19 protein-coding genes are annotated in these 22896 nt (G+C 56.9%); 14 read left to right on the forward strand and 5 right to left on the reverse strand.

Annotation, left to right across the window (positions count from 1 at the left end):
* From J2Z70_RS21395 to J2Z70_RS21405, 3 genes are all read right to left on the reverse strand, one after another.
* Positions 1–357: a hypothetical protein gene (locus J2Z70_RS21395; RefSeq protein WP_209876568.1), complete on the reverse strand. Its 357-nt coding sequence runs from the start codon at positions 355–357 to the stop codon at positions 1–3.
* Between the two features lie 197 nt (positions 358–554).
* Entirely contained in the window at positions 555–1367 is an 813-nt protein-coding gene (locus tag J2Z70_RS21400) for a Cof-type HAD-IIB family hydrolase (protein WP_209876570.1), read from the reverse strand.
* A gap of 141 nt (positions 1368–1508) precedes the next feature.
* Positions 1509–2420: a DMT family transporter gene (locus J2Z70_RS21405; protein WP_209876572.1), complete on the reverse strand. Its 912-nt coding sequence runs from the start codon at positions 2418–2420 to the stop codon at positions 1509–1511.
* 231 nt (positions 2421–2651) lie between these two features.
* Here J2Z70_RS21405 and J2Z70_RS21410 point away from each other — a divergent pair, with 231 nt between their 5' ends.
* The gene (locus tag J2Z70_RS21410) at positions 2652–3362 is read left to right on the forward strand and encodes a metal-dependent hydrolase (RefSeq protein WP_036727589.1); all 711 of its coding nucleotides are present in this window, start codon (positions 2652–2654) and stop codon (positions 3360–3362) included.
* Positions 3363–3446: 84 nt separating this feature from the next.
* Here J2Z70_RS21410 and lplA read toward each other — a convergent pair whose 3' ends face one another.
* Entirely contained in the window at positions 3447–4451 is a 1005-nt protein-coding gene (gene lplA / locus J2Z70_RS21415; protein ID WP_209876574.1) for a lipoate--protein ligase, read from the reverse strand.
* A gap of 752 nt (positions 4452–5203) precedes the next feature.
* Here lplA and cobD point away from each other — a divergent pair.
* From cobD to J2Z70_RS21475, 12 genes are all read left to right on the forward strand, one after another.
* Positions 5204–6295, forward strand: coding sequence for a threonine-phosphate decarboxylase CobD (cobD, locus tag J2Z70_RS21420; RefSeq protein WP_209876576.1), 1092 nt, complete (start codon positions 5204–5206; stop codon positions 6293–6295).
* A 74-nt stretch (positions 6296–6369) separates the two neighbouring features.
* On the forward strand, positions 6370–7398 hold the full coding sequence (locus J2Z70_RS21425; RefSeq protein ID WP_245368407.1) for an adenosylcobinamide amidohydrolase: 1029 nt from the start codon (positions 6370–6372) through the stop codon (positions 7396–7398).
* A gap of 40 nt (positions 7399–7438) precedes the next feature.
* Complete coding sequence (gene cbiB / locus J2Z70_RS21430; RefSeq protein WP_209876578.1) at positions 7439–8404, forward strand: adenosylcobinamide-phosphate synthase CbiB; 966 nt, start codon at positions 7439–7441, stop codon at positions 8402–8404.
* 6 nt (positions 8405–8410) lie between these two features.
* Positions 8411–9184 carry a histidine phosphatase family protein gene (locus J2Z70_RS21435; protein WP_209876581.1) on the forward strand — a complete coding sequence of 258 codons (774 nt, stop codon included), beginning with the start codon at positions 8411–8413 and terminating at the stop codon, positions 9182–9184.
* Positions 9185–9867: 683 nt separating this feature from the next.
* The gene (locus J2Z70_RS21440) at positions 9868–11328 is read left to right on the forward strand and encodes an aminotransferase-like domain-containing protein (protein WP_209876583.1); all 1461 of its coding nucleotides are present in this window, start codon (positions 9868–9870) and stop codon (positions 11326–11328) included.
* A gap of 9 nt (positions 11329–11337) precedes the next feature.
* Positions 11338–12399, forward strand: a complete 1062-nt coding sequence (locus tag J2Z70_RS21445) for a D-alanine--D-alanine ligase (RefSeq protein ID WP_209876585.1) — start codon at positions 11338–11340, stop codon at positions 12397–12399.
* A complete protein-coding gene (locus J2Z70_RS21450; protein WP_209876587.1) occupies positions 12396–13613 on the forward strand; it encodes a pyridoxal phosphate-dependent aminotransferase in 1218 nt (405 codons plus the stop codon). The genes J2Z70_RS21445 and J2Z70_RS21450 overlap by 4 nt, the downstream gene beginning before the upstream one ends.
* Before the next feature lie 919 nt (positions 13614–14532).
* Positions 14533–15594, forward strand: coding sequence for a nicotinate-nucleotide--dimethylbenzimidazole phosphoribosyltransferase (gene cobT, locus J2Z70_RS21455; RefSeq protein ID WP_209876589.1), 1062 nt, complete (start codon positions 14533–14535; stop codon positions 15592–15594).
* Positions 15591–16154, forward strand: a complete 564-nt coding sequence (gene cobU / locus J2Z70_RS21460; RefSeq protein WP_209876591.1) for a bifunctional adenosylcobinamide kinase/adenosylcobinamide-phosphate guanylyltransferase — start codon at positions 15591–15593, stop codon at positions 16152–16154. Before cobT ends, cobU begins: the two co-directional genes overlap by 4 nt.
* Positions 16151–16963, forward strand: a complete 813-nt coding sequence (gene cobS / locus J2Z70_RS21465) for an adenosylcobinamide-GDP ribazoletransferase (protein WP_209876594.1) — start codon at positions 16151–16153, stop codon at positions 16961–16963. Before cobU ends, cobS begins: the two co-directional genes overlap by 4 nt.
* A gap of 676 nt (positions 16964–17639) precedes the next feature.
* Complete coding sequence (locus J2Z70_RS21470; protein WP_209876596.1) at positions 17640–19289, forward strand: cobyric acid synthase; 1650 nt, start codon at positions 17640–17642, stop codon at positions 19287–19289.
* Positions 19290–19291: 2 nt separating this feature from the next.
* Complete coding sequence (locus J2Z70_RS21475) at positions 19292–19618, forward strand: YnfA family protein (RefSeq protein ID WP_209876598.1); 327 nt, start codon at positions 19292–19294, stop codon at positions 19616–19618.
* Between the two features lie 474 nt (positions 19619–20092).
* On the opposite strand, the gene J2Z70_RS21480 is transcribed toward J2Z70_RS21475, so the two are convergent.
* Positions 20093–21781, reverse strand: a complete 1689-nt coding sequence (locus J2Z70_RS21480) for a methyl-accepting chemotaxis protein (protein ID WP_036727606.1) — start codon at positions 21779–21781, stop codon at positions 20093–20095.
* 301 nt (positions 21782–22082) lie between these two features.
* Between J2Z70_RS21480 and J2Z70_RS21485 the strand changes: the two genes are divergently transcribed.
* On the forward strand, positions 22083–22790 hold the full coding sequence (locus J2Z70_RS21485; protein ID WP_209876600.1) for a queuosine precursor transporter: 708 nt from the start codon (positions 22083–22085) through the stop codon (positions 22788–22790).
* The last annotated feature ends 106 nt before the right edge of the window (positions 22791–22896 follow it).

The following is a 22896-nucleotide window of genomic DNA, read 5'->3' on the forward strand; positions in this document are numbered from 1 at the left end:
TTATAGAGTATCGATTGCCTGGATAAACTGACCCAGCGCCTTCAATCTTCTGTCCAGAAGCGTCCGCTGCGGGCTCCCGGCCTTAGACTTAGCATAACTGGATTCTACGGATGGGGTTAACCCGAGAAGAACATGACGGGCTTCTGCCAGCTCGGCAGGGGGATAAGAGAGCGGCTTCTGATTCCAGACATGCTCCAGAACAGCTAACCCGATGTGCATAGCATTTAGGCGTTTCTGCACCAGAGTAGTGTTGGTGCCGCTGTGCTTCATCTGGGTTAAGGCGCTCTCAAGCTTACGGATGGTCGATTGCATAGAGGCTATGGATTGCAGTTGTTCCTCATTCGATATCTCTTCCATGAAGGCACTTCCTTTCTACTTAGTATAAAAGGGTGGCGCACCGCAGTTCGTACCATGAACCTGCGGGGTGCCACCCTTTTTGGAAAGATAATTTAGATGTTCTGGGGTCCCCGCAAAGTACCTGAATATACATCGAAGCTAAAGCCCCACTTTGTGGGGTTATTTAGCATAAGATGTTCTGCTGTTGTTGCAGGAGCTTATGCTTCTTGACCTGCGTTAAGAATGAACTTATCAATTGCGTATTTCACTCCGTCCTCATTGTTGCTGAGGGTAACGAAATCGGCAATTTCCTTCAAGGCTGGAATGGCGTTCGCCATTGCGACACCGAGGCCGGCAGCTTCAAGCATCTCATGATCGTTCCAGGAATCGCCTACAGCGATGGTCTCGGACAGGTCGCAGCCGAAATGCTTAGCCAGGAATTCAAGCGCCAGGCCCTTGGTGCCTTCATGGTGCATGATCTCCAGGAAATGCGGCTTGGACTTCGTAATATGCACCGAATCGCCGAGCAGGCTGCGCAGGATCGGGGACAGCTCATCGAGGAAGTCCGGATCGTCGATAATGAGCATTTTCGGTGTTTTTTGCGGAACCAGCTTTGCTTCCCAATCGGGTTCGATGTAGTACTGTGTCCCGTTCAGGGTGGAATAATCGATCAGCTTCTGGTTCTCTTCGCGGGCATACAGCTTGTCGTCAATGTAAGTCTGCAGGTGCAGATCATGCTCCACACAATACTGGAACAGCTTGCGCACCGCGTCCTGCGGCACATAACGCTCATAGAGCACTGCTTCATCGAGCAGATTCTTCACCAGTGCGCCCTGATAGGTGATGATGGGCACGTTCAGACCGGTCTGGCGGGCAATCGCCTGGGCGGAAGCATAAGCGCGTCCGGTAGCCAGAGTAACTACTACGCCAGCGGCTACAGCCTGCTCCAGCGCGGTTTGGGTGGCCGGGGTCACTTCCTTGTCGTCATTAATCAGGGTATCGTCAATATCAATGGCAATCAATTTGTACATTTGGGTTCTCTCCTAAGTATGGTTTGTAGTCCGGCTATCCGCTATAACTTCTATAGGAAGGGGAACGGAAGCACGGCTCTTTTGTCTGTAGCAATGGAACTTATTAACGTTAATCTGGTAAAAGGGTCCGCAGATTCCGGCTCAGCCCTCCGCCTGCGTCCCGGAAGGCGCGGGGCTGAGCTCCGCCAGCAGCATGGCGGCCAGAATGCAGCCGCAGCCGAGCAGCGCGGATCCGCCCAGCGTCTCTCCGCCGAAGAGCAGGCCGGTGACGGCAGCGAACACCGGCTCCATGGCATAGATGATCGCCACCCGGGACGGGGTGGTGTACTTCTGGCAGGCCGTCTGAATCCAGAAGGCGAAGGCGCTGGTCGGGCCGATGGAGATCAGCATCGCAGAGAGCACCTCCGGCTTGCGGAGCAGCTCTCCGCTATGCAGCAGCGGCCCGCTTCCATCCACGAGCAGGGAGGCGGCGATGCTGAGCAGGCCTACGAAGCCAAGCTGAAGCGCCGCCAGCGGCAGGGCCGGATAACGCGGTGCGTATCTGCCGGTATACGCGATCTGCAGCGCAAAAGCCACGGCGCAGAGCAGAATCAGGCCATCGCCCTTATTCAGGGAGAAGGCAGAGCCGGTAAAGGTCAGCAGATACAAGCCCCCCGCTGCAAGCCCGGCGCTCAGCCAGGTATATCTGGAGATGGCCGTCTTCAGCAGTGCCAGAGACAGGAACGGGACCAGCACCACCGACAGCCCGGTGATAAATCCCGTGTTGGAGGTGGTGGTGTACAGCAGCCCGACGGTCTGGAAGCCGTAGCCGAGGAACAGGAATAGGCCCAGCAGCAGGGCGTGCATCACCATGCGTAAGCTCAGCTTACGCCATTCCTGGCGGTAGAAGACAGCGGTAATCAAGGCCAGCAGTACGGCGGCACCTGTAAACCGGATGCTGTTAAAAGCAAGCGGCGGCAGCACCCGTACGGCAGACTGCACGATCAGAAACGTGCATCCCCACATCATCGCCACCAGTAGCAGACTTAGATCGGCGATTCGGGAGCGATTCACAGGGTTCATCCTTTCAGGGCCAGTTGAGTTGTCCAAATTGTATCCTAAAACAGGGGGCAGGACAAGCCGAAACTGTGCGGCATCCTTGGCCCCGCGGGCGTGAAGAGCCTGGAAACTACATATAAGCTGGACAAAAAAGGAAAGCCTTGGTATACTTCGGTAACCGCACACCTGTTCTTATTTCAAGACATCGAGAAGCATTTATACTTTCATCTAAGGAGCGGATTCACCATGATGGGCAAATCCCATTTAGTTATCAGCACCGGGGTTACCCTGTCCGCCATGAGCCTGCTAGGGCATGCTATTACCCTTCCGGCTGTTGCTGTCGCCGTCGTCAGCTCGCTGCTGCCTGATATCGACGAGCCGAATTCCATGCTGGTACGCAAGGCCGTGCCGGAGTTTTTGCTGCGTATTCTGCAGGTGTCGCTGATCGGAGCGGGCATTTATCTTTATTTTGCCGGGATAGCGGAGCCGCCCTGGAATATCGCACTGGCGCTGCTGGTGGGCAGCGTATCCTTCCTGCCCAGCCGTAGGCTGCGGCATCTGGTGATGCTGCTGATTGCACTGGCCTTGTTTGCTTTTGCCGATGCCTATGATCCGTGGAACTATATCGCCGCCTGTGTGCTGGTCGTAGCTTCCATAGTTCCTCACCGGGGAATCACGCATACGCTGTATGCCGTTGCCGGATGGGGCGCGCTGCTGTACTTCGTCTCCCTTGACATGAATGACGGCGGCAGTCTGTGGATTGCCGGGAGCCTGTCCTACGGGCTGCATCTTCTCGCCGACTCCCTGACCCAGCGCGGGATCACCCCGCTGCCTCCGATTCCATTTAAGCTGCGGCTGAAGCTGATGAGCACCGGCACGAAGAAGGGCAACGCGGTGGAGAAAGTATGCGTGATGCTTACGCTGGCGCTGGTGTTGTATGTGTTCGTGCTTGTATAGCAGCGAACCCGGCAAGCATACGAAGGCAAAGAACCCCACTAGCTCTGCGCAGGATGCGGCAGGTTAGCGGGGTTCTTTTAAAAGCTATTCCTCAAGAAACACAAGTCCGATGAAGTCCTCCGGCTCAATACGGCCGAAGTAATGCTTCAGATCGAGATCAGCCAGCGCCTGGCGGACCTCTGCTTCCTCATAACGCTTGCCGCGCAGCGCGTTCTCCACATCTGCCACATCGCCGACGCCGAAGAAGTCGCCGTAGATTTTAATCTCCCGGATGACCGAATCTTCAATATCCATACGGATATCCACGAGCCCTGCCGGGAATTTGCGGGTGTGCTTTACGTTGCTCTTAGGCGAAAGACCGTAATTCCAGTCCCAATTCTGGTAGTGCTCCTTGGAGATTTCATTGATCCGCACCCAATCGTCCATGGTCAGCTTGTACTGCGGAACGTCAGCGGCCTCCATCCCGAAGATGGAACGCAGCAGCCCTTCGCGGAATTGTTCAATCGTCATGTCAGGATTGCCCAGCAGCTCCTTGATATTGGCGACCCGGCTGCGGACCGACTTGGTGCTCTTCGACTTGAACTTCTCGGGATTCACGTTCAGGGAAGCTTGCACATCATCCAGATTCAGATCGAACATCAGGGTTCCGTGACTGAACATGCGTCCACGCGAGGAGAATTGGGCGTTGCCGGAGATTTTCTGCTCCCCGACCTGAAGATCATTGCGTCCGCTTAGCTCGGCATTCACGCCCATAGACTTCAGATAGTCGATGACCGGCTGGGTGAATTTCAGGAAGTTGTGGAAGGACTGGCCGTCATCCTTGGTAATGAAGCTGAAGTTGAGGTTGCCGAGATCATGATACACCGCGCCGCCGCCGGACAACCGCCGTACGACCTGAATGTTGTTGTCCTTTACATACTCCTGGTTGATCTCCTCGATCGTATTCTGATGCTTGCCGATGATGATCGACGGGCTGTTAATATAGAAGAGCAGGTAGCTCTCGTCCATCGGGAGGTTTTTGAGCGCAAACTCCTCAATGGCCAGATTGATCGATGCGTCTGTAATTCCGGTATTATCGATAAAAAGCATTCGTGATTCCTCCGCGTGACCATAGTAAACTGCTGTACTTATTCTAAACTAAAAGAGAGATTTCTTCAAAAAGGAACGGGAATGGCGGGTGAAGGGGCGGGGGCTATTGGCGGGTAGGATGGGGGAATAAGATGAATTGGCGTGGGTGGCGGATTGAAACGGTTGACGGATGAGTGTCTGAGCAGCATGAACAGGTGCGGCATGTATATGGCAGTTAAATGTATTTCGTGCAACTAAAGGATGGGAAATCAGCGGGTTTATCCGTTTAAATGCACTTTGTACAATTAAAAATAGGAGATGCTGCTATTATTTGAGATAGGGTTAGTTTTAGATGTACAAACTGCAATTAAAACGCACTCCGCGTGAATATCGGTCCCTTTAGTTGTACAAAGTGCAGTTAGAGTATTCGCAGTTCGCAGCGGCCGTCACAAATAGCATCAACCTTGAGATCAAGTCGGGGTTACGGGGCTATGCAGAAAGTTTACGGGTTCAAGGCAGGGTGCATAGGCGATATAGCATTGACGAATTTCCGGGAATTGGCCAATAATTGGGAGAACGGCGTTGGAGCTATGGTTTAGTATAGCGGGCCTTACATAGAATTGAATGAACTGATAGAGCTTGAATGGACTATGAATAGTGTGGACAGGGAGGATGTATGATGGGAAAATATGGACACGGAAGATATATAGGACTGGAAAGATGGACGCGGCGGATATATACAATGGGGAAATATGGACATGGAGGCTATACATATGCTTGAAAAATACGGCCACGGCGGTGATCTGCTGACCGCCGCCGAGTTATACGGGGATAGCGGCAGCGGCTTCCTGGACTTTAGCGCCAATATTAACCCGCTGGGTCCGCCGCCGGGCGTGTTGGCGCTGCTGCGGGATGCGGTCTCTGCGATCACCGCGTACCCCGATCCGGGCCACCGCAGGCTGAAGTCACTGCTGGCGGAGGACCTGGGTCTTGGCACGGATTGGATTACCGTGGCGAACGGGGCGGCAGAGTCGATGGCGCTGCTGCTGCTGGCGGTGGCTCCGCGCCGGGTGGGCATCGTGGAGCCGTGCTTCTCCGAGTACCGCCAGCTCGCGGAGCAGTTCGGTGCGGAGGTCCTGTCCGTTCAGGGGACCAGCCGGACGGATTACCGGGCTGCCGTGGACAGCATCTCCGGCCTGCTGGAGCAGGTCGATCTGCTGTTCCTCGGCCAGCCGAATAATCCGAACGGCGTCCAGTATCCGCTGGACGCGCTGCGGCAGCTCGCGCAGCAGGCGGAGACCTGCGGGACGGTGCTGGCGGTGGATGAAGCGTTCATCGACTTCATCCCGGAAGCGGACCGGCAATCTCTGCTGCCGGAGCTTGGGGCTTACCGTCATACGGTGCTGGTGCGCTCGATGACGAAGTTTTTTGCTATTCCGGGGCTGCGGCTGGGCTTCACTGCCGCGCATCCGGCTCTTGCCGCGGCCATGAGCGGCAAGCAGGTGACCTGGAGCGTGAACGGCCTGGCGCTGCTGGCCGGGGAAGCTTGCCTGCGCTGCGGCGACGGCTACGGGCAGGAGACGCGCGCGCTGATCGCAGCCGAGCGGCAGCGGCTGCGGGAGGGCTTGCTTGAGCTCGGCTGCGGCGTGCCGCCGGGCGAAGCGAACTTCCTGCTGCTGCGGCTGCCCGCTCCGTGGAGCGCGCAGGAGATGCAGCAGCGTCTGGGTGGGTGCGGCATCCTCGTCCGCAGCTGCGCGATGTACCCCGGCCTTGAAGCCGGGCATATCCGCGTCGCGGTCAAGGGCCGCGTAGACAACGACCGTCTGCTGCGGCAGATGGGGGAGCTGCTGCGGGCGGGATTGTGAGCAAGAACGGCGGCAGTGCAGGATGCGAGCGCGCGAAGAGGGCTAATCGGAGCGAACGGAGAGGAGCGAAGGATATGAAGGAAGCAAAGGAAGTGCAGGAAGCGAAGGTAGCGGAGGTAGCGAAGGTAGCGAAGGTAAAGCTGCCCTTTAAGGCCGAAGACGGGGAGAAGACGTACCGCAGTAAGGTGTGGCCCGGGCTGACGCTGGAATGGCGGGAGGGCCATCTGCTGGTGGAGTTTCCGGCTGAAGCGGATAGTATATCGAGTGCAGTATATGGCGGAGGCGCGGGGCGTCTGAAACGTGCGGTGAACCAATACGTCAGCCGGGACTACGAATGCAGCAATCCGGTGCAGGATCTGGAAAACAAGCTTCAGGAATGGGGCTACCCGCTGGAAGGCTGCGCAGGCCTGATGACAGCAGTTCCGCTGGAGCACGCCGCTGTTGCCGAGGAGGATACGGGATCAGCGGGGATTTTCTGCTGCGTAACAGCGGCTGCGGGCAATGCTGCCCGGGCCGGGTCGCAGCGCAGCGTGCTGGCAGCCTACCGCGCGGGCACAATCAATATTATGCTCGGCATCGACGGCTGGCTGTCCCAGTCAGCCATGGTCAACGCGGTGATGACCGCCACCGAAGCGAAGGCGGCGGCGCTGACAGATCTCGGAATTGTGGATTCCGAGAATGGGCTTGGCGCAACCGGAACCACTACGGATGCCATTGTGATCGCAGTGAGCGGAAGCCGCCGCTATGCTGCGGAGCATGTGTATGCCGGAACGGCGACTGACCTCGGCGGAGCCATTGGCAGACTGGTGTACAGCGCGGTGACGGAGAGCCTGCGCTCAGTGAAGGCAGCGCAATCCGAGAGCAGAGCAGAGGCGGAAGCATTGCAGGCTGTACACGGAGTAAACTCGGAAGCATCGCAGGCAAAGCAAGGAGTACACGCGGGAGCGTTACAGGCTGCACATGGGGGGCACGCTGAGGTATCGCAGGTTGGGCACGGAGTACAAGCGGATGTGTTACAGAAAGCATACGGAGTACACGCGGAAGCTTCACAGGATGCACGGTCTGCTCAGCCTCATGCCGCTCAGAGCGGCGGCCGGGAATGACGAACACGGACTGCTATACAGAGCGGCGGGGTGAGCCAAGGTGAAGCTTGCTATCATCCTGCTCTCTGCTTATATTGTGGACCGGGTGGTTGGTGATCCGCGCAGCCTGCCCCATCCGGTTATTTACATAGGGAAGGTCATTAGTGCTCTGGAGCGGGGGATTCGCCGCTTCGCCGCAGCTCCAAGTGCTCTGAAGCGTGCCGGTATTCTTCTTCCGCTGCTGGTGGCGGGTGGCGCTTGGGCGCTGACCGCGCTGTTTGTTATGCTGCTCGCCCGCTTGTCTCCCTGGCTTGCCGGGCTTGCCGAAGTCTGGCTGATCTCGACCACCATCGCCTCCAAGGGATTGAAGGATGCAGGCATGGCAGTATACACCGAGCTGCGTTCAGGAGATATTCCCGCCGCGCGCCGGGCGCTGGGGATGATCGTGGGCCGGGATACGGCTCATCTGGACAGCCCGGAGATTGTGCGCGGTACGGTGGAGACGGTTGCGGAGAATATCGTCGATGCAATCATCTCGCCGTTGTTCTTTGCCCTGCTGGGCGGGGCGCCGCTGGCCATGGCTTACCGTGCGGTGAACACGCTGGATTCCATGGTCGGCTACAAGAACGATAAATACCGCGACCTCGGCTGGGCATCGGCCCGCTTGGACGATGTCGCCAACTACATACCGGCGCGGTTGACCGCACTGCTCTTAACCTTATGTGCTGCGCTCCTGCGGCTGGACTGGAAGAGATGCTGGCGCACCGTGCGCCGGGATGCCCGCCTTCATCCCAGTCCGAACAGCGGGTACCCCGAATCGGCAGTTGCCGGGGCCCTCGGCATCCGGCTGGGCGGCGAGAATGTATACCATGGCATCGTCTCCTTCCGCGCTTACATGGGTGATCCGCTGCGGACGATGGACCCGGAGGATATTATTGTGACCTCGCGGATGATGATGTGGTCATCCGCAATATTTGTCTGCATCTGTGCAGCCGTTGTCCTGCTATGGCACGGGATCGGGGGCTAAAGCGGAATGGAGAAGGTTGGCACACAGTCACCTCAGACCAACCCTGCACAGCTGGAGTTGGTAATAGTCCGACATGGCTATACACAGTGGAATCAGGAACGGCGTTATCTGGGGAGGACTGATGTAACGCTTATGCCGGGAGAGGCGGAGCGGTTGAAGGGGCTGAGGGCACAGCCGCCGCTTGGCGGGGAATTCCGCCGCGTCTATTGCAGTGACCTGCGCAGATGCCGGGAGACCCTTGAGGCCCTGGTTCCGCACCTGATGCCGCAGGCAATCTATGATTCCCGGCTAAGGGAGATGGACTTCGGGGCGTGGGAAGGCTGCAGGTATGATCAGCTCAAGTATAATCCGCTATACCGGAGCTGGATTGACGACCCCGGGGCGGCAACGCCCCCGGAAGGGGAGACGTGGGAGCAATTCGCCGTCCGGGTTGATCATTTCTGGGAGCAGCTTCTGCAGGAGGTGGCGGCAGCGGTACCCGCAAGAGTTGGAACGGCACGGGCATCAGCTGGAGCGGAATCGATTCATCCGGCAGACCCTCCCACGGAAGCGTATGATCCAGAGACCACTCTGCTGAAGCCAGATCAGGGCCAGGTTCCAGCGGTATTCCGTGTCATGCTGGTGACCCACGGCGGTGTCATCCGGCAGCTGCTGGCGCGGATCATCGAAGGCGTGACATTCTATACCGCAGCAGCACCGGCTCCAGGTGAGGTTACGGTCCTGCATCTGCGGAAGGTTGGAGGAAGCTGGCGGATGGCAGCGGAGAATGCTAACGGGTGAATGAGGCGTAACTACTAACGCTGACGATTCCGCTATCGCAGATACTGAAGATTCCGCTAACGAATACGCTATCGCTAACGAGATACTGATGATTTCCCTGACGATAACGCAACCGCTGATGATTCCGCGCATCTGCTAACGGGTGATTGCACTATGTACATCAGATTGGTCTAATAACCGTGCCAAAACACATTCTACTGTATTTCCTGCAACAGAATATCAGCAATTGCCCCCATAACGGGTAAAATCCAAATTTCTAATGTACATAATGCAGCAGAACACGAAAAAGTGTCAATATACACTAATCTGACTGTACGAAATACAATAGAACCCTCAGGAGAGCGCCCGAATGGTGTCTAGAGCCAACTGGTATAATCACATCATGTCCGTGTCCCGCCGCACCCGTCGTTTAGGTCCCATGTGGGTACTCGTAGCAGCACATCAGCATTCCGGTCCCATGCGGGCACTCGCAGTATTATATATGGAACGTCTGGTCCCGGGAGCATTGGCAGCCTCTCATCAGACATTCCGTTCTCAACAGGCGGGGACACCTACCAGCACCGCAGGCGGCACATTCCCGCCCCTCATCCCCCACAGAACCACGTCCGGAAGAAAATCCCGGGGCGGTGGTTCTTTTTTTACGGCAGCGTCTGTGCCATGATAGCTATGGAGGCGATCACAGGATGTTTAAGGATTTCAAGCTCATGGCCGGGCGTCCGGTATCGATCCAGGTGAAGGATTACATGAAGCATCTCATCATCAAAAGCGCGCTCCAAGGCGGGCAGAAGCTGCCCTCGACACGAGAGCTGAGCACCTTGCTGAAGGTCAGCCGGAACTCGGTGATCTCGGCTTATGAGGGTCTAGAAGACGATGGCTTCGCCTATACCGTGCAGGGCCAGGGCAGTTATGTCGCACAAGGCGCGGCAGCGCAGAACGGTGCGGAAGCTTCCCCATGGACGCTGGACTGGACAGAGCGGCTCAGCAGCCAGGCGCTGCTCGCGGAGGAGCTGGACATTATGAAGCGGGGAATACGCGCGGAGAAGGGCACGATTTCTTTTACCAGTATCGCCCCGGATGAGCGCCTCTTCGATCTGGATCATGTGCGTAGAGCGTTCCTGGAGCGTATGTCCGTAGAGGGCAACGTTCTGCTGAATTATGGATATGCCAAAGGCTATAAGCCATTAATAGACTATCTCAAACAATATATGGAGCATAAAGGCGTGGATCTGCGCGGGAAGGATCTGCTGATTACGAACGGGTTCACGGAGGGCTTCGACCTGGTGCTGTCGGCTCTCGGCAAGCGTCATGGCACAGTGGTCTGCGAGAATCCGACGCATCATACAGCGATCAAGAATCTGAAGCTGCACGACTTCGGAATTCACGGGGTCAAGATGGAGCGGGACGGCATCCACCTCGGGGAGCTGAAGCAGGCGCTGGAGGCGCGGCCATACGACTGTGCTTATCTGGTTCCCTCCTACCATAATCCCACCGGCATCGTCATGTCTCCCGAGAAAAGACAAAGGCTAATGAAGCTGATGCAGGACTATAACGTGCCGGTGATTGAGGACGGGTTCAACGAGGAGCTGCGGTATTCCGGCGCCCATGTGGCTCCGTTAATTGCGGCGGCGGGCGGCGGGAACGGCGTGGTATATCTGGGGAGCTTTTCCAAAGTCCTGTTTCCCGGGCTGCGGGTGGGCTGGGTGCTGGCGGATGAGGAGCTGATCTATTATCTGGAGAGTGTGAAGCGGGCGCGGACCATTCATACCTCGACGCTCGACCAGTCCATTCTGTATCAATATCTGCTGGGCGGCAATCTGGAGAAGTATCTCAAAAAAGCCCGGCTGGAGTATAAACGCAAATACGAGCTGACCCTGGCCTGCTGTAAGGAGCATATTCCATATGCCTCCTTGTCGGGTGATGGCGGGCTGCATCTGTTCGTAACGTTCGCGGAAGGCTTCAATACAAGGGAATTGCTGGCGGCTTGTCATGCGCGGGGGGTTATTTTTACGGCGGGAGACATCTTCTTCACAGACGGTGCAGGACAGAATACGTTGCGGTTGGGATTCTCCAGGGTGGCGGATGAGGATATCGTAAGGGGTATTGCAATCATCGGGAAGACAGCACGGCAAATCATGGGAGAATGAGGTGCGGATATGCTAAGAGTAGGTGTGATTATGGGCGGGGTGTCGTCCGAATATGAGGTGTCGCTGAAGACCGGCAGGGAGATGCTGAAGGCGCTTGATCCGGCAAAATACACAGCGGTTCCGGTACACATTACCTCGCGCAAAGAGCTGCTGGAAGGGGCAGCGGGACTGGACTTCGCTCTGCTCGCCCTGCATGGGGCCTACGGGGAAGATGGTACGGTGCAGGGAGCCCTGGAGACGCTCGGAATCCCGTATTCCGGTAGCGGGGTGCTCGCAAGCAGCTTATGTATGGATAAAGGGCTGGCCAAGACGGTCATCCGCAGCAAAAGCATTCCCACACCCGACTGGCTGTGCTGGGACAGCATGGACGACTATGCCCCGGAAGCCGTGCAGCGGCTCGGTTATCCGGTGATGGTGAAGCCGAATTCCGGCGGGTCCAGCATCGGCATGACCAAGGTGAATCATCCACAGGAGCTGCGGGCGGCGGTGGAAAAAGCTTTTGCCAGTGCGGATGGAGGCTCTGTGCTCATTGAACACTACATCCCGGGACAGGAGATTACCTGCTCTATCCTGGGGGGAGAAATGCTGCCGGTCATCGGCATTCAATCGCTGGGTGCGGACTGGTTCGATTATGAGGCCAAATACGAGCAGGGCGGCGCGGAGGAGCAGATCATCCGGCTGCCGGATGCGTTGCAGGAACAGGTGCAGAAGGCGGCGTTAACCTGCTACCGGGCGCTCAAATGTGCAGTGTATGCACGGGTGGATATGCTGTTGAAGGACGGCATCCCTTATGTGCTGGAGGTGAATACATTGCCCGGAATGACGGCAACCAGCCTGTTGCCCCAGAGTGCAGAGGCAGCCGGGATAGACTTCAGCAGCCTGCTGGATGAGATCATTACCGGATCACTGCGGGAGCGCGGGGGGCTGCAAGGTGCATCTGGAGAGGGAGCGCGGACGGTTGCGGATACAGGAGTTAAGCCGCAGGGGCAAGTCAAGGAAGCGCAGCAAGCCGATCATACCCATCAAACCCCTCAAGCGCGGACTGTAGAATATGGAGGTGTCAGGCTATGAACACGATGAGAAGGGACAATGCCTTCATCATTAATCCGCGGTTACAAGAGATTCCGCCTTCGGGCATCCGGGCTTTTTTTGATCTGGCTGCGGGTAACAACGATATTATTTCACTCGGTGTAGGCGAGCCGGACTTCGCTACACCCGAGCAGGTAAGAGCAGCCTGTATCCGTGCGCTGGATCGGGGGGAGACGGGGTACACCTCTAACAGCGGACTGCCGGAGCTGCGGGAGGAGATTGCGGGCTATATGCAGACCAGCTTCGGATTGCGTTACGATCCTGCGGATGAAATCTTGGTTACGGTGGGCAGCAGTGAAGCGGTGGATCTGGCGCTGCGGGCCTTCATGGCTCCCGGGGATGAGATTCTGATTCCTTCTCCGGGATATGTTGCTTACGCGCCTATCGCCTACCTGAACGGCGGGACGCTGGCACCGGTGGAGACGAAGGTGGAGGAAGGCTTCAAGCTTACGGCAGAAGCCTTGCGCAGAGCGATTACCCCACTCTCCAAGCTGCTGATTGTGAATTTTCCGAGTAATCCTACGGGGGCGGTTATGACTTACGAGGACTGGCTGCCGGTGGCTGAAGTGGTGAGAGAGCATGATCTGATCGTCATTTCCGATGAGATCTATGCCGAGCTGACCTACGACAGCAAGCATGTAAGCATCGCTTCCCTGCCCGGGATGAAGGAGCGGACGGTGGTGATCAGCGGGTTCTCGAAGGCTTTTGCCATGACGGGCTGGCGGGTGGGCTATACCTGCGGGAACCGTGAGCTGCTCTCGGCCATGCTGAAGATTCATCAATATACCGCCATGTGCGCCCCTGTACCGGGACAGATTGCTGCTGCTGAAGCCCTGCGCAGTGCGTTGCCGGATATGGAACGGATGAAGGCGTGCTTCAAAGAACGACGCTCGCTGCTGGTGGAGGGCTTGCGGTCTGCCGGATTGTCCTGCCATATACCGCAGGGGGCCTTCTATGCCTTCGCTTCGATCGGACGCACCGGGCTCGGGTCAGAAGAGTTCGCCTTGCGCCTGCTTCAGGAGGCAGGAGTTGCCGTGGTGCCGGGCCATGTGTTCGGAGCCGGAGGGGAAGGCTATATCCGCTGCTCCTACGCCGCTTCTACGGCGAAGCTGACCGAAGCGCTGGAGCGGCTGGACGACTTCATGAAGATGTCAATGCTGCATAGTGTTGCAGGTAAAAATGTAATTGTAAGATGATTTCATATCACCTATAATCCTTAAAGGAAGAAATAGGGATATTGTAACAGCATTCCGGCCCGCTGCCGGATCAGGAAGCCCCCTTCTTCATTTGGAGGGGGCTTTTGGGCTTGTATTGGGGGAAGGCTGGGGGGCCAGTGGGAGCTGGATGGTGCTGGAAGTTGTCGGGCGGAGAGACGGTTGGCAGGTAACTAGGTAATTATGGCGGGATGTAAGCTGGTGGGGGAGAGCAAAGTAGGCGGGGGAGGAAAGAGAGGGAGAAGTCCCTTTGATCCTAAAGTGTTTAGGTGCACAAGTGCACCTGAATTTGGGGAAATGGGGCTAGGCGGTCAAATGAGGGTATTAGTGCACCTGATTTCGACGAAATGGGGCCAGGCGATCGAATGAGGGGTATTAGTGCACCTGATTTCGGCGAAATGGGGCCAGGCGGTCGAATGAGGGGTATAAGTGCACCTGATTTCGGCGAAATGGAGCCAGGCGATCGAATGAGGGGTATTAGTGCACCTGATTTCAGCGAAATGGGGCTAGGCGGTCGAATGAGGGGTATTAGTGCACCTGATTTCAGCGAAATGGGGCTAGGCGGTCGAATGAGGGGTATTAGTGCACCTGATTTCAGCTAACTTGACCTACCACACGACTACACCATTCCGCCACCCTCGCACACCTGCACCCGCATCCTGCAACTTTTACACTGTATGCTCATACAGTTGCATCACCTCCAAAGAAGCATTTTGACTAAATTTCTCCTTCTCATACAGGCTTAGACTCTTCTGTTCACTAACGAGCGGCATGGCCTGCAATACTTGCGAATTTAAACTTAATGACTGTTACACAACTTCAACGTAACCAGATCAGCAGACACAGATGTATTCTTGCAGCGGGAGCCCGCTTCCGCACTATCTAATAGGAGGCATTATTAATGATCTCAGCCATTCAAGAAGTAACCGGACGGATCGCCCCGCCTGACGAAAAAGCTACACTGCGCGCGGTGCTCCGCCTGAACAGTCTGACCAAGCCGCCCGGAAGCCTCGGGCGGCTGGAGGCGCTGGCTGTCCGGCTGGCCGGAATCTCCAAAGTAGAGCAGCCCTGCTACAGCAAACGAACGGTAGTGGTTATGGCCGCAGACCATGGGGTCTGCTGTGAAGGCGTCAGTGCTTTTCCGCAGGAGGTTACCATGCAGATGGCCTATAACTTCCTCAGCGGCGGGGCGGCTGTGAATGTGCTGGCCCGCCAGGGCGGTGCTGAGGTACAGTTCGTGGACATCGGGATCAACGGCGATATCGAGCACCCGCAGCTGATTAACCGTAAGGTCCGCCGGGGCACAGACAATATGGCAGCAGGCCCGGCGATGAGCCGGGAGGATGCACTGCGCGCGATTTTGGCCGGAGTTCATGTGGCGCAGGAGGCGGTGAAGAACGGAACGGAGATTTTCATTACCGGGGAGATGGGCATCGGGAATACGACAGCCAGTGCGGCGGTCTTGTGCGCACTCGAAGGCATTCCGGCAGAGACGGCGGCTGGGCGGGGGACAGGCATTAACGATGAGCGGCTCCAGCACAAAATCTCGGTAATCGAACGTGCCCTCCAGGTAAATAACCCCGATCCCGCTGATCCGGTTGATGTGCTCGCCAAGGTCGGGGGGCTTGAGATTGCCGGTCTGGCCGGGCTGATTCTCGGAGCGGCGGCCCTGCGGATTCCGGTCATTCTGGACGGCTTCATCTCCGGGGCGGCAGCCCTGATCGCCCGGGCACTGGCACCGGAATCTACAGCGTATATGATCGCTTCCCATGTATCTGGTGAACAGGGGCATAAGCTGATGCTGGACCGCCTCGGTCTGGAAGCGCTGATCGATATGGGCCTGCGGCTGGGAGAAGGCACTGGGGGCGCGCTGTGTTTGCATTTCATCGAAGCGGTCTGCCGGATTATGCGTGAGATGGCAACCTTCGAGAGTGCGGGCGTCTCCGGATCGGAGAGCGTATGAGCATTCTGGTCACGGGAGGGGCACGCAGCGGCAAAAGCGGCTTCGCCGAGCGTCTGACCCGCAAGCTGGCTGACTCGCGGCAGGCAGTCTATGTGGCAACCGGACAGGCTTTTGATGCGGAGATGGAAGCGCGGATTGCGTTGCACCGGCAGCAGCGGCAGGCGGACGCGGACGGCTTCCAGTGGGAGACACTGGAGGAGCCGCTTAAGCTCGCAGCACTGCTGGAGCAGCTCTCCGGCAGCGGCCAGACTGTGCTGGTGGACTGCCTGACGCTCTGGCTGTCGAATCAGCTGCTGGTTGTGGAGGAGAGGAGCGACAGGCAAAAATTCGTGGAGGATGAAATTGCCGGTCTGGAGCAGGCGGTCTCCGGCTTCGAGGGAACGCTGATCCTCGTTACCAATGAGGTTGGTGGCGGCATTGTGCCGGAGTATCCGCTGGGCCGGCTGTACCGTGATTTGGCCGGAAGGATGAACGCCCGGCTTGCTGCCCGGTGCGGGCAGGTTTTTCTCGTAATCGCCGGAATCCCGGTTGAGCTGAGAAGCCGGGAGTATCTTCTGTGAGTGCGCGGGGAAATGCCGCAGCCGCGTTTCAGTTCCTGACGCGGTTTCCAGTCAAAAGCAGCGGGGAGTTCTCGCCGGAGCTGCTGCGCGCGAGTGTGGTCTATTACCCGCTCGTCGGGGCAGCCATCGGCCTTAGCACGGCGCTCGGTGCCGCAGCGGCAGGCTGGCTGCTGCCGGCTTGGCCTGCCGCTGTCGTCACCCTCATCCTGTGGGTGGGGCTGACCGGCGGGCTGCATTTGGACGGCTGGATGGACACTGCCGATGCCCTGCTCAGCTACCGCTCCAGGGAGCGGATGCTGGAGATCATGAAGGACAGCCGTGTCGGCGCTATGGGCGTGCTGGCCTGCGTGATGCTCCTGCTGCTGAAGGCCTCGCTGCTGGCAGCATGGCTCGAAGGCGGCAGCTTCAGCCTGCTGCCGCTGCTCCTGCTGCCGCCGGTCTGGGGCCGCTGGTACATGGTGCGGGCGATGGCCCGCTATCCCCTGGCCCGCGGCAATGAAGGGCTGGCCGCCACCTTCGGCGGGCTGCCTGCCCGGCAGGAGCGGCGCGCGGGCCTGAGCGCCGCACTGCTGACGCTGGCCGCTGCCGCTGCGCCTCTGGCGCTGGGCGCGGGCGGCGGGGCCTGGCCGCTGCTGGCGGCTGCGGCCATCCTGGCGCCGCTGGCTGCGGCGGCCTGCGGCCGGCTCGCGGCGCGGCGGATCAACAGCCGGCTCGGCGGGCTCACCGGCGACGTCTACGGCGCGCTGGGCGAGCTGCTGGAGACGGTGGTCCTGCTTGTGCTGGTACTGGCCCAGCACAACCTGCCTTAGCGGGCTGCACGGCAACCGCCCGCGTCCGTCTGAATTATGCGCCGTGCCTACGCAGCATTTAAGCGCCGCTTCGCGCTGCGCACGTAGCGAACAATCAGTGATAAATGTATTCTATGCAACTAAAAACAGTGAAACGGCAGGCTTTCTTCTTGTAACTGTAGTCTGTACAACTAAATTTACCTGAATGGGCGAAAACCCAGATATAGAGGCTGTTTAATTGCACGAAATACAGCTAAACGGAAATTCGGCGGCAGACCAGGCAATTTAGTTGTACAAACTGCAATTAGGCCACCCCTTGCACCCTAACCGGGGCGGCGAACCCTGAAGGACTGAAAAAGTAAATTCAATGGGCCAAATGTATGCGGAAAACCGAACACAATCGGTAGCGCGGAGGTATTCCAGCCAAATGTATGCGGAAAACCGAACACAATCGGTAGCGCGGAGGCATTCCGGCCAAATGTATGCGGAAAACCGAACACAATCGGTAGCGCGAAGGTAATACGGCCAAATGTATGCGGAAAACCGAAGACATACTAGGTGGTTTCGTGTAACTAATCGCTGCTTCGCCCTGTCCTTGTGCGCCGCGCCGGCCCTACACCTATACGCCGCATCGCCCAGCGACCAACACCTGCGCCGCCGACAAGCCGGCAGCAGCAAGAAAGCGAGGAAGATGAACATGGAAGATACAGCCTCATATATAGGCGCACTAGGCGCACTAGGCCCAGCCCAGGCAGCGGAAGCCGGGCCTCGGCGGCCCGGCGCGGTGCTGATGATCCAGGGGACGGCCTCCGATGTCGGCAAAAGCCTGGTCACCGCCGCCATAGGGCGGATTATGACCCGGGATGGCTACCGGACCGCCCCGTTCAAGTCGCAGAATATGGCGCTGAATTCCTATGTCACAGCGGACGGCAAGGAAATCGGCCGTGCCCAGGGGATGCAGGCGGAAGCCTTCGGCATTACGGCTACCAGCGATATGAATCCGATTCTGCTGAAGCCCTCCGGGGAGATGAGTGCGCAGATTGTCGTGCATGGGGTGCCGCATGCCGCCCTCAGCGCGAGGGAATACCGCGAGAAGTTTCTTCCCGAAGCTAAGGACACCGTAATGGATGCGCTCGGGAGGCTGCGGGAGGCTTATGATATTGTGCTGATGGAGGGTGCGGGCAGTCCGGCGGAAATCAATCTTAAAAGCCGGGATATCGTCAATATGAATCTGGCCGGATGGGCGGATGCGCCTGTGCTGCTGGTCGCCGACATTGACCGCGGCGGGGTCTTCGCCTTCATCGTCGGCACCCTGGAGCTGCTGGAGCCGCATGAACGCGCCCGGGTGAAGGGCTTCATCATCAATAAATTCCGCGGGGATGTCTCCCTGTTACAGCCTGGACTGGACTGGCTGGAGGAGCGCACAGGCATCCCGGTACTCGGGGTGCTGCCATTCCTGCCGCAGCTGCGAATTGAGGCGGAGGATTCCGTAGTACTGGATGGAACGTCCGGCCGTCAGCGGGAGGATTCCGCGAAGGAGCTTGATATCGCGGTCATCCGTTATCCGCGGATCTCCAACTTCACCGACTTCGATCCGCTGGAGGAGGAGCCGGATACCGTCTTACGCTACGTGCAGTCGGCAGATGAGCTGGGAATGCCCGATGTAATTATCCTGCCGGGCACGAAGAACACCGCTGCTGACCTGCAATATCTGCGCGAGCAGGGTTTCCCTGCTGCAATCGAGCGTGCGCTGGAGCGGGGAACAGAGCAGCTTGCCGGAATCTGCGGCGGGTATCAGATGCTGGGCTTGAAGCTGCTGGATCCCCATGCCGTAGAGAGTGCAGAGCCGGGAGAGAGCGAGGGGCTGGGATATCTGCCGCTCTCGACAGCTTTTCTCCAGCACAAGACTACGGTGCGGGTGAGCGGCGGGCTGGCTGCGGATCATCCCCTGCGGTTAAGCACCACAGCCAATGGTGTAACACCGGAAGTTTTGCCTGTCGCTGGTTATGAGATACATATGGGAACAACCACGAACCACGATCCGTCTTCTGTACTCAGCCTGTTTACGCTGGCCGGACCGGAAGGACAGGCTGTGCCGGAGGGTTGGGGAACCCGGGACGGTAGAGTCTGGGGCAGCTATCTGCACGGGCTGTTCCATAACGATGCCCTGCGCCGGAGCTGGCTGAACGGACTGCGCAGCTCCAAGGGGCTGACACCGCTAACGGCGACCTTCTCGGCTGCCGAACTCCGTGAACAGGAATTTGACCGGCTGGCAGATGCTGTGGAGTCCCATTTGAATATGGCTGTGTTATATGCAATTATGGGTCTGCCTGGAGGGGGAGAATAGCCATGCTGCTTGCAGTGCTGCTGTTTGTCGTAGCTGGTCTCGCTGAGATTGGCGGCGGATACCTCGTCTGGCTCTGGCTGCGGGAATCGCGCCCGTTATGGTATGGATTGGCAGGCTCGGTTATCCTGATCGCCTATGGTATAATCCCGACCCTGCAGAAGTTCCCTTCGTTTGGCCGGATATACGCCGCTTATGGCGGAGTATTCATCGTGCTGGCTGTACTGTGGGGCTGGCTGGTGGACCGCAAGACGCCGGATCTCTACGACTGGATCGGGGCCGGCATCTGTGTCATCGGGGTATCCGTCATTTTATGGGCGCCAAGGCACTGAGCAACAACCTTCACTTTTCCAAAAAAAAGCAGTTCCAAAGGCCACATCGCCTCGGGAACTGCTTTTCTATTGTATTAGCTGGTCCGGCGGATCTTCAAGCTCTGTATCAGTATCAGTATCAGTATCAGCGTCAAAAATAGTTGGATTTTCGGCACTTGTTCATGCACCACAGGCACCTTGCTAAGCAATAGTTGGAAAGAAGGCACTTAAAAAAGCTGGAATTACCGAAAAAAGAGAATTCACCCGATAATAAGTTACAGTTTTCCAATTAAAATCCTCTAACGTTCCAAAATTGCCGAATTAAGATACATTTATCCAACTAAATCCTGCACCACGCTAACGGCAGCAGCATTCACAGAGGTCGCAGGACTCCCAATAGTCCCAGCACTCCCTTCCACTAAACAAGATACCGTTTGAAAATCAATTCACAACTATAAGCGCTCCCGCTATCTCCACATGACCGCTCTTAGCACCTCAAATCTTAAACTGCTGAGCGGCCTTCTGCAGCTTCACGGCCTGCTGGTAGAGGTGCTCGACAGTTAGGGCATGGCCCTCCAGCTCTTCATGCTGGCGTGCCGAGTTGTCGGCAAGCGTGTCTGCGTTCTGCTGCGACTTGGCGGTAATCTGCGCCGTTTCTTCTACAGAGGCACTGACTTCCTCGGTACCTGCTGAGATCTGCTGGGTTGCGGCAGAGACGGACTGGATGCTGTGATTGATGCTCTGAATGAGGATCAGCAGGTGGTTGAAGGCGTTGCCTGCTTCGACCACCTTATTCACTCCGGAAGCCACTTCAGCGTTGACATGGTTCATTTCGGATACGGACTGGTTCATATCCTCCTGCAGACTCAGCAGGAATTCACGGATCTGCTCATTGGATTCCTTGGACTGCTCGGACAGCTTACGCACTTCCCCGGCCACCACAGCGAATCCGCGGCCATGCTCCCCGGCACGGGCAGCCTCAATGGAAGCATTGAGCGACAGCATCTGAATCTGCTTGGTAATCTCAGTAATCCCCTGCACGACTTCACCGATCATCAGCGAGCGTTCGTTCATCAAGCGGAACTGCTCCAGTGACTGTTCGGAGGCCTGCTCTACCTGGCGCATCTGCTCCACTGCACTCTGGGCAATATCATTGCCGCTCTGGGCTTCGGTGGAAGCCTCGCTGATCTGCTCGGTGACCTCACCGGCAGCGGAGGCAATATGCTGGATGCCCATATTGATCTCATCCATGGCGCGGGAGTTATCCATCGCGCTGCTGGCAATCATGGTACTGCCCTTGCCGATCTCTTCCACAGAGGCCGCTGAATGTTCAGCCATCTCATTAAGGATCTGGACACGCGTCTTCAGATCATTGGAATCGGCCACTACTGTCCCGGAGGTATCCAGCACATGTCCGATCATCTCCTTCAAGCGCTCACTCATGATGCGGAAGCTCTCGGAGAGCTGTCCGACTTCATCGGTACCCTTAAGCGTGAGCGCTTCGGTGAAGTCGCCGCCCGCCAGCTTGTTGCTGTAGGCCGCAAGCTTAGAGATCGGACGGGTGATTCTGCGGCTCATGAAGCCAGCGGCAGTGACGCCTACCACCAGCGCCAGCAGGGTAATTCCTGCGCTTGTCCACAGGATGCTGCTCATTTTGTCTTGGACGAAGTTCATATCGGCGCTTGCAGCTACAATCATGGTTGTTCCGGGAACACCGACATAGGCACTTTTATGTATACCGTGGCTATCACTATAGATTTCACTAAGCCCTGTCTTTCCTTTGGAGGCTTGCTCCATGGCAGGCGATACTTCTAAGGCTTCATCCGGCTGGAGCTTGGCGCCATGATCTGCGGTCAGGACAGTGGCCTGGCCATCCTTCAGATTGATGAGGAAGAGAGTATCCACATCCAGCTTTTTACGCTTGTCTTCCAAATAGAATTCGACATTGGTCCTGGCCTGCTCATTCTTGTTCAGGGTCTGCTGCGCACTGGTAGCATTCAGGTTCTTATAGGCATCCTGGGCGGCGGCACTCAGAGACTTGTCGATCTGCGGAATGACATAGCTGTTAATGGTGCCGATAGATATAATGTAGAAGCTGATACTCAACGTAAGAGAAGTGAGTAGCAAAACGACAAACAGCAACAGCGTAAATTTGCGACTAATTGATTTTTTGAAGCCAAACATGGCATTCGCTCCTTTTTACGTGAAATGCATCTTAATCTCCATATTCTATAGAATTAACCTCCGGTTGAATAGTGAAAATTTGCAATATACTGCATTATTTTCAGAAATAACTGAATATTTAATGACTCTATCACTATTTCGGCAAAAAGAAGCAACGAAATGCCGTTTTTCTGAAAATTTAAAATTTCATAGCATGTTAGCTTTGTATGTGATAGAGTAATAATGTTTTGTTTCTTGACTACTGCGATCCGCGGTTCGTAACCATCCCGCGTAACCAAAACTAGGAGGAATACCAGGCATTATGTTTAACTTGTTGTGGGGCGTTTGTTTTGTTGTCGTTAATTTTGTGTTTTTTCTGCTGTGCTACCGCTTATTCGGTAAAAAAGGGCTCTACGCCTGGGTCGGCATGGCGACCGTAGTCGCGAATATCCAGGTTGCCAAGACGATTGCGATGCCGTTCGATATAGTGATGACGCTGGGCAATACGATGTATGTCACACTCTATATGACCAGTGATCTGCTCAATGAGCGGTACGGCCGGGCTGAAGCGCGGAGCGCTGTGTGGTTCGGCTTCTTCACGCTGCTGATGACGACCGTCATTATGCAGATGGTGCTGGTGTTCAAGCCGCAGGAGACGGACATTGCCCAATCCGCGCTGCAGACGATATTCGGCCTGATGCCGAGACTGGCGCTGGGCAGTCTGACCGCTTATTTTATCAGCCAGTTCCTGGATGTACGGCTCTACGCCTGGATACGAAAATATTACGGCAGCTCTAAGCAGCTATGGATTCGCTCGAATGGCAGCACGATGATCAGCTCCTTTGTCGATACGCTGATCTTCTGCACGATTGCTTTTGCCGGAACCTATGACATAAAGGTGTGGACCGAGATTCTGCTGACCACCTACCTGTCCAAGTTCATCCTCACGGCCGCCGGCACGCCGGTGCTGTATCTGGGCCGTTCCTTCAAATTCGCCGAAGAAGAGCAGAAGCCTGTTATCCGGGAGTAAGTCTCCCCATTATAAAGCCCCAGCCCCGAAGATCGGGAGACTGGGGCTTTTGTGTGCCGTGATGTATAGCGGACTTGCGAACTAACTTGAAGCTTCCTGAACCCTC

Origin of the sequence: Paenibacillus silagei (assembly GCF_017874735.1) — a bacterium.
Taxonomy (GTDB): domain Bacteria; phylum Bacillota; class Bacilli; order Paenibacillales; family Paenibacillaceae; genus Paenibacillus_AQ; species Paenibacillus_AQ silagei.

Excerpts from the sequence above, each read along its gene's own strand:
- J2Z70_RS21395 (WP_209876568.1), bottom strand. The coding sequence starts at position 357 with ATGGAAGAGATATCGAATGAGGAACAACTGCAATCCATAGCCTCTATG.
- J2Z70_RS21400 (WP_209876570.1), bottom strand. The coding sequence starts at position 1,367 with ATGTACAAATTGATTGCCATTGATATTGACGATACCCTGATTAATGAC.
- J2Z70_RS21410 (WP_036727589.1), top strand. The coding sequence starts at position 2,652 with ATGATGGGCAAATCCCATTTAGTTATCAGCACCGGGGTTACCCTGTCC.
- lplA (WP_209876574.1), bottom strand. The coding sequence starts at position 4,451 with ATGCTTTTTATCGATAATACCGGAATTACAGACGCATCGATCAATCTG.
- cobD (WP_209876576.1), top strand. The coding sequence starts at position 5,204 with ATGCTTGAAAAATACGGCCACGGCGGTGATCTGCTGACCGCCGCCGAG.
- J2Z70_RS21425 (WP_245368407.1), top strand. The coding sequence starts at position 6,370 with ATGAAGGAAGCAAAGGAAGTGCAGGAAGCGAAGGTAGCGGAGGTAGCG.
- J2Z70_RS21435 (WP_209876581.1), top strand. The coding sequence starts at position 8,411 with ATGGAGAAGGTTGGCACACAGTCACCTCAGACCAACCCTGCACAGCTG.
- J2Z70_RS21440 (WP_209876583.1), top strand. The coding sequence starts at position 9,868 with ATGTTTAAGGATTTCAAGCTCATGGCCGGGCGTCCGGTATCGATCCAG.
- J2Z70_RS21445 (WP_209876585.1), top strand. The coding sequence starts at position 11,338 with ATGCTAAGAGTAGGTGTGATTATGGGCGGGGTGTCGTCCGAATATGAG.
- J2Z70_RS21450 (WP_209876587.1), top strand. The coding sequence starts at position 12,396 with ATGAACACGATGAGAAGGGACAATGCCTTCATCATTAATCCGCGGTTA.
- cobT (WP_209876589.1), top strand. The coding sequence starts at position 14,533 with ATGATCTCAGCCATTCAAGAAGTAACCGGACGGATCGCCCCGCCTGAC.
- cobU (WP_209876591.1), top strand. The coding sequence starts at position 15,591 with ATGAGCATTCTGGTCACGGGAGGGGCACGCAGCGGCAAAAGCGGCTTC.
- J2Z70_RS21470 (WP_209876596.1), top strand. The coding sequence starts at position 17,640 with ATGGAAGATACAGCCTCATATATAGGCGCACTAGGCGCACTAGGCCCA.
- J2Z70_RS21475 (WP_209876598.1), top strand. The coding sequence starts at position 19,292 with ATGCTGCTTGCAGTGCTGCTGTTTGTCGTAGCTGGTCTCGCTGAGATT.
- J2Z70_RS21480 (WP_036727606.1), bottom strand. The coding sequence starts at position 21,781 with ATGTTTGGCTTCAAAAAATCAATTAGTCGCAAATTTACGCTGTTGCTG.
- J2Z70_RS21485 (WP_209876600.1), top strand. The coding sequence starts at position 22,083 with ATGTTTAACTTGTTGTGGGGCGTTTGTTTTGTTGTCGTTAATTTTGTG.